The organism is Variovorax sp. dw_954, assembly GCF_018449755.1.
GTDB lineage: Bacteria > Pseudomonadota > Gammaproteobacteria > Burkholderiales > Burkholderiaceae_C > Variovorax.
This window is the reverse complement of record NZ_JAAVVD010000010.1, coordinates 74,630-89,819: the sequence shown is the minus strand read 5'-3', so window position 1 is coordinate 89,819 and position 15,190 is coordinate 74,630. Positions and strand designations below refer to the sequence as shown.

The 15,190-nt window shown below is 68.0% G+C and carries 14 protein-coding genes; 4 read left to right on the top strand and 10 right to left on the bottom strand.

The features are described 5' to 3' along the window. Position 1: 1 nt before the first annotated feature. Positions 2-1,480, bottom strand: coding sequence for a DHA2 family efflux MFS transporter permease subunit (locus HB681_RS17180; RefSeq protein WP_213956068.1), 1,479 nt, complete (start codon positions 1,478-1,480; stop codon positions 2-4). Positions 1,481-1,618: 138 nt separating this feature from the next. Between HB681_RS17180 and HB681_RS17175 the strand changes: the two genes are divergently transcribed. After that, a complete protein-coding gene (locus HB681_RS17175; protein WP_213956067.1) occupies positions 1,619-3,121 on the top strand; it encodes a putative zinc-binding metallopeptidase in 1,503 nt (500 codons plus the stop codon). Here HB681_RS17175 and HB681_RS17170 read toward each other — a convergent pair. The 3 genes from HB681_RS17170 to HB681_RS17160 form a co-directional block, all read right to left on the bottom strand. Continuing rightward, a complete protein-coding gene (locus HB681_RS17170) occupies positions 3,066-4,328 on the bottom strand; it encodes a 6-phosphofructokinase (RefSeq protein WP_213956066.1) in 1,263 nt (420 codons plus the stop codon). The genes HB681_RS17175 and HB681_RS17170 overlap by 56 nt on opposite strands. Further along, the gene (locus HB681_RS17165) at positions 4,325-4,576 is read right to left on the bottom strand and encodes a cysteine-rich CWC family protein (protein ID WP_213956065.1); all 252 of its coding nucleotides are present in this window, start codon (positions 4,574-4,576) and stop codon (positions 4,325-4,327) included. The genes HB681_RS17170 and HB681_RS17165 overlap by 4 nt, the downstream gene beginning before the upstream one ends. Before the next feature lie 133 nt (positions 4,577-4,709). Next, positions 4,710-5,630, bottom strand: a complete 921-nt coding sequence (locus HB681_RS17160; protein WP_213956064.1) for a LysR family transcriptional regulator — start codon at positions 5,628-5,630, stop codon at positions 4,710-4,712. A 110-nt stretch (positions 5,631-5,740) separates the two neighbouring features. On the opposite strand from HB681_RS17160, the gene HB681_RS17155 reads away from it, so the two are divergent. After that, a complete protein-coding gene (locus tag HB681_RS17155; protein ID WP_213956063.1) occupies positions 5,741-6,604 on the top strand; it encodes an aldo/keto reductase family oxidoreductase in 864 nt (287 codons plus the stop codon). A 46-nt stretch (positions 6,605-6,650) separates the two neighbouring features. Here the strand turns inward: HB681_RS17155 and HB681_RS17150 are convergent, their stop codons facing one another. The 4 genes from HB681_RS17150 to HB681_RS17135 all read right to left on the bottom strand — a co-directional run bounded on the left by HB681_RS17150 (position 6,651) and on the right by HB681_RS17135 (position 9,292). Further along, positions 6,651-7,454, bottom strand: coding sequence for a DUF899 domain-containing protein (locus HB681_RS17150; RefSeq protein WP_256734985.1), 804 nt, complete (start codon positions 7,452-7,454; stop codon positions 6,651-6,653). A gap of 276 nt (positions 7,455-7,730) precedes the next feature. Continuing rightward, positions 7,731-8,210: a VOC family protein gene (locus HB681_RS17145; protein ID WP_213956062.1), complete on the bottom strand. Its 480-nt coding sequence runs from the start codon at positions 8,208-8,210 to the stop codon at positions 7,731-7,733. A gap of 116 nt (positions 8,211-8,326) precedes the next feature. Further along, positions 8,327-9,121, bottom strand: coding sequence for an enoyl-CoA hydratase-related protein (locus HB681_RS17140; protein WP_213956061.1), 795 nt, complete (start codon positions 9,119-9,121; stop codon positions 8,327-8,329). A gap of 3 nt (positions 9,122-9,124) precedes the next feature. Further along, positions 9,125-9,292, bottom strand: coding sequence for a hypothetical protein (locus HB681_RS17135; protein ID WP_345944700.1), 168 nt, complete (start codon positions 9,290-9,292; stop codon positions 9,125-9,127). A gap of 261 nt (positions 9,293-9,553) precedes the next feature. Here HB681_RS17135 and HB681_RS17130 point away from each other — a divergent pair, with 261 nt between their 5' ends. Beyond that, a complete protein-coding gene (locus tag HB681_RS17130) occupies positions 9,554-10,102 on the top strand; it encodes an ankyrin repeat domain-containing protein (protein WP_213956060.1) in 549 nt (182 codons plus the stop codon). Between the two features lie 6 nt (positions 10,103-10,108). Here HB681_RS17130 and HB681_RS17125 read toward each other — a convergent pair whose 3' ends face one another. After that, positions 10,109-10,444 (bottom strand): DUF2917 domain-containing protein, encoded by a 336-nt coding sequence (locus HB681_RS17125; protein WP_213956059.1) that lies wholly within the window; start codon positions 10,442-10,444, stop codon positions 10,109-10,111. Between the two features lie 81 nt (positions 10,445-10,525). Here HB681_RS17125 and HB681_RS17120 point away from each other — a divergent pair, with 81 nt between their 5' ends. Then, complete coding sequence (locus tag HB681_RS17120; RefSeq protein WP_213956058.1) at positions 10,526-11,455, top strand: LysR substrate-binding domain-containing protein; 930 nt, start codon at positions 10,526-10,528, stop codon at positions 11,453-11,455. A 48-nt stretch (positions 11,456-11,503) separates the two neighbouring features. Here the strand turns inward: HB681_RS17120 and HB681_RS17115 are convergent, their stop codons facing one another. Then, positions 11,504-15,097, bottom strand: coding sequence for a patatin-like phospholipase family protein (locus HB681_RS17115; RefSeq protein WP_213956057.1), 3,594 nt, complete (start codon positions 15,095-15,097; stop codon positions 11,504-11,506). Positions 15,098-15,190 lie beyond the last annotated feature (93 nt).

Sequence of the window (15,190 nt, the reverse complement as noted above, 5' to 3'; positions counted from 1 at the left end):
ATTAGAGCGCCTTTTTCTCGCGCAATTGGGACGCGGCGCAAACGGCGACGACACAAAGCCCGGCGAGCATCATGAACGCTTCGTTGAAGGCCGCGAGGCGGGCGTCGCTGGTCAGGCTGCTGGCCAGCGAATCGCCGTGCGCGGCCAGCCGCCACTCGAGCACGATCGCGCACAGGCTGACGCCCGCCGCCCCGCCCAGCATGCGCACGAAGCTGATCGCGCTGGCGCCCTGCGGGATCAACGGCTTGGCCAGCGGCCGCATCGACCCCAGGTTGAGCGACGGCAGGATGAAGCCGAGCCCCACACGGCCGATGACGACGAACAGCACCAGCGGCCAGATCGGGCTGCGCAGGTGCAGAAACAGCATCAGCGAGAACGACACCGCCAGCAGCACCAGCCCGATGCTGACCAGCACCCACGTGGGCCGACGGTCGGCGAGGCGGCCGACCCACGCGATCGTGAACGCCAGCACGATCCCCGCCGGCAGCATGATGGTGCCCACGTGCGAGGCCGACAGGTGTAGCGCCACCTGCATGTAGACCGGCAGCAGGTACGTCGAGCCGAACAGCGCGGTGCCATAGATGAAGGCGACCACGCTGCCCATGGCGAACTGTCGATAGCCGAACAGCGCCATGTTCATCAGCGGTGCGCGGCCCGTGGCTTCCATGCGCCTTTGCCACCACACGAACACGATGAGCGACGCGAGCGCGCCCGCGAGCAGCAGCGCGGCGCGCAACGGCGCGTCGCCGCGCAACTCGACCAGGCCATTCAGCAGGCACAGGGTGCCGACGGTGCCGAGCAGCAGTCCGCGCCAGTCGAGCCCGCCTTGCCGTGAAGCGGCCACGCCGCCGGGCGCGGTGGTCGGCACGAACTTGTAGGCCAGCCACAGCGATGCCAGGCAAAACGGCACGACCATGAAGAAGATCGAGCGCCAGCCGAACAGGTCGACCAGCACGCCGCCGATGCTCGGCCCGATGGCCGGCGCCAGCACCACGCCCATGCCGAACACGCCGCTGGCGCGGCCCTGCTCGTGCGGCTCGAAGACGCGCAGGATGATGATGGCCGGGATCGGCTGCACCACCCCGGCCGCGAGTCCTTCGGCCACGCGCGCCACCAGCACCAGCGAGAACACGTTGGAGAGCCCCCCGAGGACGCCGCCCACCAGCAGCAGCAGCATGGTGCCGACATAGGTGCGCCGGTAGCCGTAGCGCGACAGCAGCCAGGGCGTGGTGAGCATCGACACGGTCATCGCGACCATGAAGCCGGAACTCACCCACTGCGCCCGCTCCTGGCCCAGCGCGAAATGGCGGCTCATGTCCGGGATGGCCACGTTGACGATGGTCGAGGACATGATCGAGGCCATCGTGCCGACCATCACCGACAGCAGCAGCAACCAGCGGTAGCGGTCCCCGTAGCGCTCGCGCAGCTTGTTCATCGAGGGCGGCGAAGCGGCGGCCGCGGGTGGGGAAGGGTCGGTCATGGAGCGCAAGAACAGCAGGTAGGAGCAAGCCGTCCTACAAGGATATCGGTGTTTGCAGCGTTTGGGGTGCGGCGGGTTGCTCCCAGAATCGACACGTTGTCACCGAGCAGCGTCCGTTCCAGAGAACAACACGACACCATGGACACCCAAGCGCAACCCGCCACCCAGGTCAACCCGGCCGCCCATTCGCTGGCGACCGAGTTGAGTGCGCCAACCGTCACGCGCGCCTACCAGTGCCAGTGTGGCCGTCCCATCTTCCTGGGCAACAGCGAATGCCTGGCCTGCCACACGCCGCTGGGCTTCGTCATCGAAAGCCTGGGCGTGGTGCCGCTTGCGCCCGCGTCGCAGGATGTCGGCAACGGCAACGGCAACGGCAATGAGGCCAACGGCGGCGAGCTTGGAGACCCCGAGCCTACCGACCCCACGGATCCCGCGCTCGACACCTACACCGTCTTCGGCGACGGCAACGGCAGGCAATACCACCGATGCGCCAACTTCACGACCGCCGCGGGCTGCAACTGGATGGTGCCCCTGCTGCGCGAAGGAGACGAGCCGGACACCCTGGGCCTGGCGCCGGGCTTCTGCCTGTGCTGCAGTGCGACGCGCACCATTCCCGACCTCTCGGTGCCGGTCAATGGAGAGCTATGGCGCAAGCTGGAGCAGGGCAAGCGCCGCCTGATGTCGCAACTGCTGGCACTCGGGCTGCCGGTGGTCACGCGGCATGCGGATGCGGTGCACGGCCTGGCGTTCGACTTCCTCGGCAACGTGCCGGGGGGCCCGCACGTGCTCACCGGCCATGACACCGGCGTGATCACGCTCAACGCGGAAGAAGCCGAGGACGCCGTGCGCGAGCGCATCCGCGCCGAGATGCGGGAGCCCTATCGCACGCTGGTCGGCCACTTCCGCCACGAGATCGGCCACTACTACTGGGACCTCCTGGTGTTCCCGACGCCGTGGCTCGACGACTTCCGCGCGCTCTTCGGCGACGAGCGGCTGGACTATGCAGGCGCACTGCGCACCCACTACGAACTCGGCCCCCCGGCCGACTGGTCGGTGCGCTACGTCACCAGCTATGCAAGCTCGCATCCGTGGGAAGACTGGGCCGAGACCTGGGCCCACTACCTGCACATGGCGGACACCGCCGACACGGCTTTGAGCTTCGGCGTCGACGCCACGCGTGTCGAGCTGGCCAGCGACCTTTTCGAGCCCGCCGACCTGTGGCAGCCGGACCACCCCGATGCGATGAAGTTCCTCGACTTCTTGAACGGCTGGGTGCGACTGACCAACGTGCTGAACGAGTTGTCGCGCAGCATGGGCCAGCCCGACTACTACCCCTTCGTGCTGCCGCGCGCGGCGGTCGGCAAGCTGCAGTTCGTGCATCAGGTGATCACGCAGCAGCGACAGAACCACGTGCCGTCGCTGGAGCCCGATCCCGCCGTGACCACGCAAGCGCCAGAGCCGGCGCAGGCCTCGGTGCAGCAGCAGGAGCAGCAACAGCAGTCGACACCGGTTCAGGCGCGCGAGCTGTCTCCGATGGGCGCGGCATTCCAGGTGCAGCGCGTGACGCGCAGCGTGGCCAACCGCTTCAGGCCGATGCGAAGGCCGGCAGTTTCTTCGCCACCGTTTGGTTTTTCAACGTGACGTACACCGGCAGGCCGTTGCGATACGCCGGATAGTCCTCGCCCTCGATCAGCGGCGCGAGATAGCGGCGGCACTTGTCGGTGATGCCGAAGCCGTCTTCCGAGATGAAGTCGCGCGGCATCATCTTCTCGACGTTGGCCACGGTGTCGAGCGTGGCGACGCCGATGCGGTATTCGTAGGGCACGTCGCTGATGCGGTCGATCGTCGGCATCACCGAGTTCCGGCCTTCGAGCGCGAGTTCCACGGCGCGTGCGCCGAGCTCATAGGCCTGCTTCACGTCGGTGGCTGACGCCACGTGGCGCGCCGCGCGCTGCAGGTAGTCGGCCACGGCCCAGTGGAACTTGTAGCCCAGCGCGGTCTTGATCATGTTGGCCACCACTGGCGCCGCGCCGCCGAGCTGCGCATGGCCGAACGCGTCGCGCGTGCCTTGTTCGGCGAGGAAGGTGCCATCGGGGTGATGGCACCCCTCCGATACGACAACGCTGCAGTAGCCATGTTGCTGCACCATCGCATCGACGCGCGCCAGGAACTTCGCCTGGTCGAATTCGATTTCCGGAAACAGGATCACGACCGGGATGCCATGGTCTTCCACCAGCCCGCCGGCCGCCGCGATCCAGCCTGCATGGCGGCCCATCACCTCGATGACGAACACCTTGGTCGAGGTCGCGGCCATCGAGCGTACGTCGAGCGAGGCTTCGAGCGTCGACAGCGCCACGTACTTCGCGACCGAGCCAAACCCGGGGCAGCAGTCGGTGATCGGCAGGTCGTTGTCGATGGTCTTGGGCACATGGATTGCCTGCAGCGGGTAGCCCATCGACTGCGAGAGCTGGCTGACCTTGAAGCAGGTGTCGGCCGAGTCGCCGCCGCCGTTGTAGAAGAAGTAGCCGATGCCGTGCGCCTTGAAGACCTCGATGAGGCGCTCGTATTCGCGCCGGTTCTTCTCGAGCGACTTGAGCTTGTAGCGGCAGGAGCCGAAGGCGCCCGAGGGCGTCGAGCGCAACGCGGCAATGGCCTCGGCGGATTCGAGGGAGGTGTCGATCAGGTCCTCGGCCAGCGCGCCGAGGATGCCGTTGCGCCCCGCATAGACGGTGCCGATGCGATCGGCGTGCCGGCGCGCGGTCTCGATGACGCCGCATGCCGAGGCATTGATGACGGCGGTGACGCCGCCGGACTGGGCGTAGAAGGCGTTGGTGCGGGGTTGGCTCATGGGGTCCCTGTCGTGGTCTCGGTAGGTGATGAGGCGGCCGCGGCCTTGGCGGCGCAGCTAGCGCAGATGCAGGCCGTGCCGCGCGCCGGAGGCGGCACGCTCTGGATCAGCGTGGCCGTGAAGGTCGCCGACATGCACCAGCACGGCGGCTGCGCGACGCCAGTCTCGCGCGCCACTTCCATCGCGCAGGCATTGGAGGCGCCGCAGAGGGGACAGCGCGATGGGTCGACGGGGGCCGGGGCGGTCATGGCTGCATTCTGCGGCAGTCACTGGTCGCGGCCAATCGGGGACGCGCAACCCCGCAACAGTCGCGATGCCGCCTTGCTGCGCCCGCGCCCGGGCCCAGGATCCGGACGACGGTCCTGATCGATCACAGTCTCCTCAGCCAGGCTCGCCGCGATCCCAGGGCTGCATGGATTTCACGAAGTCGACGAAGGCGCGCAGCGGCGCCGGCAGCTGCGCACGGCCGGCGTAGTAGAGGAAGGGGCCGGAGAAGCGGGGCCACCATGGTTCGAGCACCGGCTCCAGTTCGCCGCGCTCGATGTGCGGACGCAGCCAGTCCTCGAAGAGATAGACCACGCCGCTGCCGGCGATGGCCGCGTCCACCGCCAGCTCGGTCGTGGCGCCGATGCCGACGATCAACGGCCCCTTCGGCTCGACCTTGACCTTCTTGCCGCCGCGCTCGAAATCCCAGGCCGGCATCGCGCCGCTCGCGAAGCGTCCGCGCAGGCAGGCGTGCGCGAGCAGCTCGCGCGGATGCGCGGGCCGGCCATGGCGTTCGAGATAGGCCGGCGAGGCCGCTGCCGCGAAGCGCTGCACGCGCGGTCCGATCGGCACGGCGACCATGTCCTGCTCCAGCCGTTCCTCGTAGCGGATGCCGGCGTCGAAGCCGCCGGCCAGCACGTCGACGAAGCGGTCCTCCGCGTCCACCTCCAGCAGGATGTCCGGGTACATGGCCATGAAGGGCGGCAGCACGCGCGGCAGCACCAGTCGCGCGGCACTGACCGGCACGTTGAGCCGCAGGCGACCGGCCGGGCGGTCGCGAAAGCCGTTGACCACGTCCAGGGCTGCACGAACTTCACCGAGCGCCGGTTCCAGCCGCTCGATCAGGCGCGCGCCGGCATCGGTGGGCGTCACGCTGCGCGTGGTGCGGTGGAGCAGGCGAACGCCGAGGCGGGCCTCCAGCCGCCGCACGGCATCGCTCAGGCGCGATGCGCTCGTGTTGCCTGTACGCGCGGCGCCGCGAAAGCCGCCTTCGCGCGTGACCGAGAGGAAGGCGGTGAGGTCTGCGAATTCGTCCATGCGCTGCTGTCCGGATTTCCGCACGGCCTGTGCAGATTGCGATGGATTGTCGCGCAGTGACCTGGCGCATAGATTGGAGGCATCGCAATCATCCTGAAGAAGAAAGCACCATGACAGACAGCACCCTCCTCCCGGGCACCTATCGCCTTGGCCATCGCACCGTGGGCCGCATCGGCTACGGTGCGATGCAGCTCGCGGGCCCGGGCGTCTTCGGGCCACCCAAGGACCGCGAGGCTGCGCTTGCCGTGCTGCGCGAAGCGGTCGAACTCGGCGTCAATCACCTGGACACCAGCGACTTCTACGGCCCGCATGTGACCAACCAACTCATCCGCGAGGCGCTGCACCCGTATCGCGACAACCTGGTCATCGTCACCAAGATCGGCGCCGTGCGCGGCAGCGACGGCTCGTGGAATCCGGCGTTCTCCGCGGCCGACCTGGAGCGCGCCGTGCACGAAAACCTGCGCAACCTGGGCCTGGACGTGCTGGAGGTGGTGAACCTGCGCGCGATGTTCGATGTGCACGGCCCGGCCGAAGGGTCCATCGAGGCACCGCTGAGCGCGTTGGCGGAATTGCGCGAGCGGGGCCTGGTCCGGCACATCGGCTTGAGCAATGTGACGGCAACGCAGGTCGCGCAGGGCCGTGCGCTCGTGCCGATCACCTGCGTGCAGAACCAGTACAACCTTGCGCACCGCGGTGACGATGCGCTGGTCGACGCGCTGGCCGCGGATGGCATCGCCTACGTGCCCTTCTTCCCGCTGGGTGGCTTCACGCCGCTGCAATCCGGCGTGCTGAATGGCGTTGCGGCTCGGCTCGGCGCGACGCCGATGCAGGTGGCCCTGGCTTGGCTGCTGCACCGTTCACCGAACGTACTGCTCATTCCGGGGACCTCATCGGTCGCGCATTTGCGGGAGAACATCGCCGCCTCGGCCATCGAGCTGAGCGCCGACGATTTGGCGGCGCTGGACAGCATCTAAGCCGAGGTTGAGCTGCTGGGCCGCTGCCCGGCATCGGGCTGCAGCCTCAAGTCTTCCTGGCCGTCTCCAGCGCCCGGAATGCCGCCTCGCCCGCATCCGTGACTTCGACCCACTTCTTGTCGGGCGCGGCCTGCTCCGCCTCGTAGTTGTCGTGCCAGTTCCACCACTTGTAGGTCGGCGTCTGCGGGTAGCCCTCGGGCGAGTCTTCCCACACTTCCTGCCGGCCGAGCGGTGTGATGTCGAGGTAGTTCCAGGTGCCGCCCATCTGCTCGTCGCCGCGGTTGTTGAGGAAGTAGGTGCGGCAGATGCGATCGCCATCGCGGAAGAACACGTTGGTGCCATGCCACTCGTCCACGCCGGAGTCGGCATCGAAGCTGTCGGTGATGGTGAACCACGGGATCGACTCCCAGCCCATGCGCGCCTTCTGTCGCGCGATGTCCGCCTGCGGCGCACGCGAGATGAAGACGAGGGTGGTGTCACGCGCGTTCAGGTGCGCGACGTGGGCGACCTGGTCGGCCACCATCGAGCAGCCCCTGCAAGCGTGGTCGGGCCAGCCGAACACGCCCGGCTCGAAGAAGGCGCGGTAGACGATCAACTGGCGCCGGCCGTCGAACAGGTCCGGCAGGCTGGCCGTGCCGCTCGGACCTTCGAACGAATACGACTTCTCCACGGCCATCCAGGGCATGCGCCGACGCTCGGCCGCCAGGGCGTCACGGGCGCGCGTGTGGGCCTTTTCCTTCAGGAGCAATTGATGTCGGGCCGCTTCCCAGGCCTGCGGGGACACGACCGGGGGCGTGTGCATGGCGGGCTGCGCGGTGGTCGTCGATTCGGGGTGGGTGGATCTCGTCATGGCTGGACTCTCCTGGTTGGGCGAACGGCACGACGCGATCCTGTTCGCTGCGCGTCGTTCGCGGCTGACTCGATGAGCCCCAGGGCCGGGCTGCGCGCCCGCTTCCGCTGGGGGATCCAGTCGAGATGGCAAAGCCACATCGACTTGCGAGGCAGTCTGGCACCGGGACGGCGAGAGGCGGGAGTAACAAGTCTGGCGGGATTCCGCGTGTCGGAGCCGCATGCACTTGCGCACGACGGGCCACGCTTGCATACGCCCTCGAGCCAGGTGTCCGTGTCAACCTCGCCGCGCCGCCTCGATCGCAGCGACGTCGATCTTTCGCATGGTCATCATTGCCTCGAACGCGCGCTTGGCCGCTGCGCGATCGGTGCCGGTCACCGCCTCGGTGAGGACGCGTGGGGTGATCTGCCATGACACGCCCCATCGGTCCTGGCACCAGCCGCATTCGCTCTCCTTGCCGCCGTTGCCGACGATCGCGTTCCACAGGCGGTCGGTCTCGGCCTGGTCGTCGGTCGCGATCTGGAACGAGAAGGCCTGGGTCTGCTTGAAATGCGGGCCGCCGTTCAGCCCGACGCAGGGAATGCCGGCAACGGTGAACTCGACCGTCAGGACATCGCCTTCCTTGCCGCTGGGATAGTCGCCCGGCGCGCGCATGACGATGCCGACGGAACTGTCGGGGAAGGTCTTGGCGTAGAAGTTCGCGGCCTCGACGGCTTCGCTGTCGTACCAGATGCAGATCGTGTTCTTGGGGATCATCGGTGTCTCCTGGAAAGGGGCGAGCATCGGATATCTGGCATGCCGGGGCAACGCCGATCGTCGATTTCCCGGAGGCTGTCGAACGGCATGAACCGATGCCCGGGCCAGAAGCCGCCTCAGCGCCCCTCGAACACCGCCGCCCGCTTCTGCAGGAACGCGTTGACCCCTTCGCGGAAGCTCGGCTTCATCAGCAACTCGCGCTGCCGTTCGCTCTCATAGTGCAGTTGCTCTTCCAGCGTGTGGCGCTCGCTCGCCGCAAAGGCCTTGCGCGCTTCGAGGATCGCGTGCGCAGGCAATTGCGCGAGGCGTTCCGCCGTCTTCTGCGCTTCGAGCAGCAGCAAGTCGTCATCGACGCAGGCCCAGATCAGGCCCCATTGCGCAGCCTTCTCGGCGCTCAGTCGCTCGTCGAGCAGCGCCATGCCCAAGGCACGCGCCGGGCCGACCAGGCGCGGCAGGAACCAGGTGCAGCCGAGGTCCGGCACGATGCCGAGCTTGGGCAGGAACGAAAGATAGAAATACGCGCTGCGTGCCGCCAGCACCACGTCGCCTGCCAGCGCCAGGCCGACCCCCGCGCCGGCCGCGGGGCCGTTCACCGCGCAGACCACCGGCACCGCCAATTGGCGCAGGCCGCTGATGATCGGGTTGCTCAGCGACTGCATCCACTCCGCGGTCTGGTCGCCGAGCGTCTTGCCTTCCTCCGGCGCATTCATCGCGCTGAGGTCGGCGCCGACGCAGAAGGCCTTGCCGGCGCCCGTCAGCACCACGGCCCGCACCCCCTTGTCCGCGTTCACGCGGGCCAATGCATCGCGCAATTCATGCTGCAGGTCGCGCGCGATCGGGTTGAGCTTGGAGGGAAGGTTCAGCGTGATCGTCGCAACGCTGTTCTCGACTTCATACAAAACGAATGACATGGTTCAGGGTCTTTCCAAAATGGTCACGTTGGCCATGCTGTCGCCACCTTTGCAGATGGGCTGCAGGGCTTGGCGCCTGGCGCACGTCCCGAGGGCATTGACGGGCGTCGTCATGCGCTTCAAGGCAGGGGCGCCGAGCGGATGGTAGAGCGCGATGGCGCCGCCTTTGATCTTGGGCGGCGCACGGGCCAGATCAACTCGGTATCAACCCGCGTCGCACGGGTGACATGGCGCGGCGCAGCCAGACCGGCAGAGGCGTGAGATATGTGTGGATTGCGTGCCGCGCAAGCCGATGCCGATGCCGCCCGCGTCCGACGACTGCGGCGGCGCTGGTAATCTGCTTGTCGAGCCTGCTGGCGCCACCCGCGATGCGGGCGGGCATGCCGGGCAGGCGGCCATTGCAGAAAAAGAAACAGTCAGGGAGACCACCACATGCATTCATGCAAAGCGACTGCCGTCGTGCTGGCGGCGGGCATGCTCATCGGCGCGGCGGGGGGCGCTCTTGCGGCAGAGCCTGTTGCCTCGGCCACGGCTTCCACAGCCGCCTCCGCCATGCCAGCATGCGCGGGCATCCCCAGCCAGGCCAATGACGGCGGCGAACCCACCGCCGACACGCCGCTGTCGCGCGCGGCGGCGGCCAATGACTTCGCGCAAGTGCAGGCGATGATCCGCTGCGGCGCGGACCCGCAATTGAAAAGCGGCGACGGCTGGTACCCGATCCACACGGCCGTGCAGGCCGGCTCGCCGGTCATCGTGGAACTGCTGGCGCGGCAGGGCGCCAATCCCAACGCCCGCGGCGACTACCTCGGCTGGACGCCGCTGCATGTCGCGGTCCAGGGCAAGGCCAACGCCGCGGTCGTGAAGGTGCTGCTGGCCCGCGGCGCCAATCCCGCCATCGCGGACACCCGAGGCGAGACGCCTTACGACTTGGCCAAGGCCGCGGGCCGGGCCGACATCGCCGCGCTGCTCAAGCGGCGCTGAACGGCATCAGGCGGGCAGGAAGTCCCGCAGATGCAAGGCCGGCGTGCGATACGCACTGGCCGCCTGCCTTGCCACGCTGCGCTCCACTGCGGGCGCGACCGCGATGCAGGAGGCTTCCAGGGCCGACACCAGCGCACGCCGGTGCAGCGGCGTCGTGAACTGCTCGCCGGGCGCCAGCACGGTGTCCACCGGATCGTCGTCGAGCGTGATCCACACCGAGCCGCTGCGGCAGGTGATGCGCACGTCCGATGCATCGCCCACGCTGTAGACCGCGTGGGCTGGCAGCCCCATCTGGAAGGCCGAGGACACGGTGGCGCTGAGATTGGCGGAGTGCTTGTTCATGATGACCCTTTCACATTCGTTGTGAGAATGAATATAGTGGGCGTGCCTCTCAACTGCACACGATGAATAGGAACTCGTTGCATGCATCCAGAGAATGTGAAACCTGCCAATCGACTCGACGACCTGCCGCCCCTGGAACTGCTTCGCAGCTTCGAGGCCGCCGCGCGCCGGTTGAGCTTCACCGAGGCCGCGGCAGAGGTCTCCCTGACGCAATCGGCCGTCAGCCGGCAGGTGCAGCAGCTCGAAGGCAACCTCGGCGTGCTGCTGTTCGAGCGCCGGCATCGCGCGCTGGCGCTGACCGAGGCCGGCGTCGTGCTGCAGCGCGCGGTGGTCGACAGCCTGGAGCGGCTGCGCGACGCCACCGCGCGCGTGCGCTCCGCGCCCGTGGCGCGCGAGGTAGCGATCACCTGCACGCCGGGCTTCGCCTCGCTCTGGCTGATCCCCCGGCTTGCGCATTTCACGGCGGCGCATCCGCAGGTCGACGTGCGCGTGTCGGCCACCCTCGACGTGCTGGACCTGGACCGCAGCCGCCTCGACCTGGCCGTGCGCTTCGTGCCGATTGCGCGCGGCAACGGCACGGCGCTGTTCGAGGAGTCGGTGATGCCGGTCTGCGCGCCTTCCCTGGCGGCCGCGCTGCGCACGCCGTCCGACCTCGACAACCAGACGCTGCTGACCATCGACGCGCCCAACCACCACGAGGCACCCACGGTCGACTGGGAGCCCTGGCTGCAGGTGATGGGCCTGGCCGCGTTGCGCATGAAAAGCGTGCTGCGCTTCTCGCACTACACCGATGCGGTGGCCGCCGCGGTGGCGGGCCAGGGCGTTGTGATCGGCCGCATGCCCTTGCTGCGCGAACTGCTGCAGGACGGCCGCCTGGTCGCGCCCTTCGGCGAGGGTGCGGCCTCGCGGCGCGGCTACTTCATCGACACATCGGTGCGCGCCGCGGGCAATCGCGATGCGCAGGACTTCGTGCGATGGCTGCGGGCGGAGGCGGAGGCCGCCCCGGCCTGATCCGGTCGCGCCCCCTCCGCGCGCCACGCGCATGGCAACGGCCGGCCGCTATCTCCATCGGCGCCGCAGCACCTTGACGATCCAGAACTCCAGGACCAACAGGATCGCCAATGCCACCGACACCAGCACGAACTTGGCCAGGGTCACCGGCGCGAGATCGGGAGACAGCGCCGAAGGCGCCGTCTCCTGGGTCCAGCTCATCTGCACGGCGTTCTCCGTCAGGTCCGCGCCAGCGCCCAGCAGCACCAGCAGGAACAGCAGGCCAAGCCACAGTCGTGCGCGGCGCGTCTTCGCCAGCGCCACCAGGTAGCCGCTGATCAGCGTGGCCGAGTAGATCAGCACGAACACATCGTCGGCAAAGGCGCGGGCGAGGAACCATCTCGGCGATGCCTGGCTGGCGGCCACGAGCTTTGGCAGGAATTCCTGGCATTTCGCGAGTGAGTCGCAGCCGTGGCTGTCCAGGCCCAGCATGTACGCGTCGAACAGGTAGAACAGGAGGAACCCCGCGAACATCATGAACAGGAAGCCGACATGCATGTCCGCCAGCACCCCATCGCGTGGCGGGAATGGCTTGTGCGGGCGCCCGAGGAGCTTGGCCAGCAACCCGACGAACCGGGTGGACCAGGCGGGCCCCTCCCCGAGAAGCTCCGGCGGGGCGGCGGGCAGGCCATCGGTCAGCGTCCGGAGCAGGCCGCCGTGCTGCGCCAGGCATTCCTCGGCGATGCCGAGGCCCAGGCGCCGGTAACTCTCGAACTGGCTCTCGTCGAAGAACTGGTCCGCGGTGGTCTGTTGCGGGAAGGGCGGATTCAGGCGCGCGTAGTTGAGGACGTCCACGGGCTCGGTGCGTGCGCGCGTCAGGGTCGGCTTGAGAAGAATCAGCATGCCGTCCTGGTCTCGATCGTCGAGGTCATAGCGGATGACGCCCCGTGCGTAGCCCTGTTGCGCCAGCCCGTTCTCGTTGGCTTGCAGCCATGGCAGTTCGGGCATCTCGATCTCGACGCCGAGGTCGATGCGGCACTTGCGAATGGTCTCCGCCAGGTCGTCCATCTTGCGTTCCGGATCCGCGCCCGCGTCCACCGCGAAGATGGTCCCGCAGCGGCGGCGCACCAGCTCGTAGATGCCGAGGTTGTCGAAGTGCCCGCCGTCCGAGAGGTAGACGAAGTTGCTGCGCTCGTTGCTGTAGCCGAACAGCTCCTGCAGCAGCGGCACCAGGCCGAAGGCGGGGCTCGGCTTGTGCCATTTGTCGCCGGCCGGGTTGGCGCTCCAGCGGCCCAGGCGCACATTGAACAGCGTCAGCACGAAGGCCCGGACTGGCCGGCTGGCATGGCCCATGTTCGGGCTCAGCGCCGCACCGGAGGTGGCCAGCGCCATGCCGAGGGTGAAGCCCTTTTCCTCGTCGTCCGGATCCTCGTGCCTGCGCACGCCGTAGTCCACCGTGAGCCGGTAGCCCGGGATCTCCCCGCTGGCCCGGTTGTCCATGGCCGTGGAATCGCCTTGCGTGCGTTCCAGCGAGAAGCCGCACAGGACGGGCGTGAAGCTGAATGACGCGGCCTTGCGCTCCTGCCACGCGAGGTTGTTGCCCTGCGTGAGGTTCAGCGTGGCATTGATGATCTGCATCGGGCGCTGGGCGGGGACGGTGGTCGTCATCGGCTCGAACTTGTCCACGGCGCCGCCCAGCGTCGACAGCGGCAAGTCGTCCGCATCGTCCAGTCCGGTGAAGGGCTGCTCGTTGCGCACGCTCTGGTTGCTGGCGCCCAGGTAGCAGCGGATGAGCCGGTTCTTGTACATGTTGTGCAGCGAGAACTTGTTGACGTCCACGCGCCAGCCGAACAGCAGGACGATCAGGACCAGGCACAGCACCGTGGCTGCCGGCACGGTCAGTTCGACATCCACTCCATCGACCTTGAATGGCAACCGCAGCGGGGTGCCCCGGATGTCGTGGAAGGCCTCCAGGTAGGCCTGCGTCGTCACCGCAAGCGAGTGGCTCGGTTCCGGTTTCGCGACCACGGTATAGGCCAGTTGCTGCCCTGCATCCGTGACTTCATAGGCGGCCTTCGCGGCCTCGAACGGCAGCCGGGATACGTCGGGCTGCTGGTTCGACAGCAGCAGGAACCCTTGCGCCACCAGCGCGGAAAGCACGACGAGCAATCCCGCGATGAAGATGCCGGCCGCGAGGTTGAGGATGCTGTCGACGTTCATCGCGAACTGCTTCGACTTGGTCTCCGGCTTCTTGAACAGGACGGAGGTGAGCAGGCTGCCGATCCAGCCGGTGCCCAGCAGCGCCACCCAGTTGCCGATCTGCGAATGCATCCAGACCAGCAGCGGCAACGAGAAAAATGCCAGGCCGATCCAGAGGGCCCAGGCGGTGCCGAAGGACAGCAGCCATGCATTGAGCCGGCTCCACCACTCGCGGCTGCGCTCGAAGTACGCACGGCCGACCATGCCGGTGAAGACCGTCGTGGCCACGGCGAAGGCGAACACCAGGCTTGGCGGGCCCAGCAGCAGCAACAGGATCTCGGCCTGGTTCACCGTGTTGTTGGCGAGCAGCGCGCGCCAGCCGAGATAGAGCCCCGCGAGCGCCAGCGCCCCGGCCGCGAAACCGAGCACGCCGGCGCCCGACATCACCCAGAATTCGGACCGGCTCAGCTGGACACTCCTCGGCTTGAGCAGGATTTCCGCGAGCGCCCAGCCCACGAACATGAGCGCCAACAGGCTGGCGACGATCGCGCCGGCGTTGCGGTTGATCGGCATCGTCTGCTGCGCCGGATCGCCCAGCCAGATCGCCGCGCAACAACAGGTCATCACGCCGGGCAGCACCACCGTCGCGACCACGCCCGGTGTGGAGATCACCCAGTTGCGCTTGCGCTTGGACCGCATGCTCTGTTGCCACAGGTTGTAGCCGATCATGCTGAAGAAGACGATGCCCCACCATGCCGCCGCAAAGCCGAAGCTGACATAGTTGGCCTCGCCGAAGCGCATCAGCGCCAGCAGCAGGAAGGGCAGGGCCAGCACGGCGCAAAGAAAGCCGACGAGCACCACCGCGTTCAGCGTGACGTTGCGCAGCCATGTGGTGATGAGGGTCAGCGTGTCGTACGACAGCAGGCCCGTGCGCGGCGCGAGGTAGTTGCTGTAGCGGCGCAGCCAGCTCACCTCGCCGGGCTCGGCCGAGGTCGGCGATCCCTTGCTGTTGACGCTGCCGAATTCGCCGAGCTGCGCCTGCACCTCGGCCAGGCCGGCACGATGGATCCAGGCACTGAGCCAACTGCCGATGTAGCCGCCGCCGGAGACGGTGGAGAGGTAGTCGAAGGCCCCGAGCTTTCCGTGGGCGGCCAGCGCCTGCAGCACGCCCAGCCCGAAGGTCGCGCTGCGAATGCCGCCGCCCGACAAGGCGAGCCCGACCGTGCCTCTTGCCCGGGGCGGTGCCTCGTCGCCGGTCGGCAGCGCGTTGCGCATTTGCTCGAAGGCCACGGTGGCGTGCACAGGGTGCTCGCGATCGAGCACGCGTCTCTCGATGTCCAGCGCCTCGGCCATTCGCAACGCGCGGCCTTCCCGGTCCGCCCGCGCTGCATCGGCGGTCTCGCGTGGCGCCGCCGCTGCGGCGACCCTTGCCTTGGCGGGTGCGGATTCGGCTTCGGTGGTCATGGGCCAGATTCCTTTGCGAAGACTCGATCGACTCTATCGGCCTCGCCTCGAAGAACCAATCCCCAAATCAGTGGAGGTCCGCCACCTCAGGTC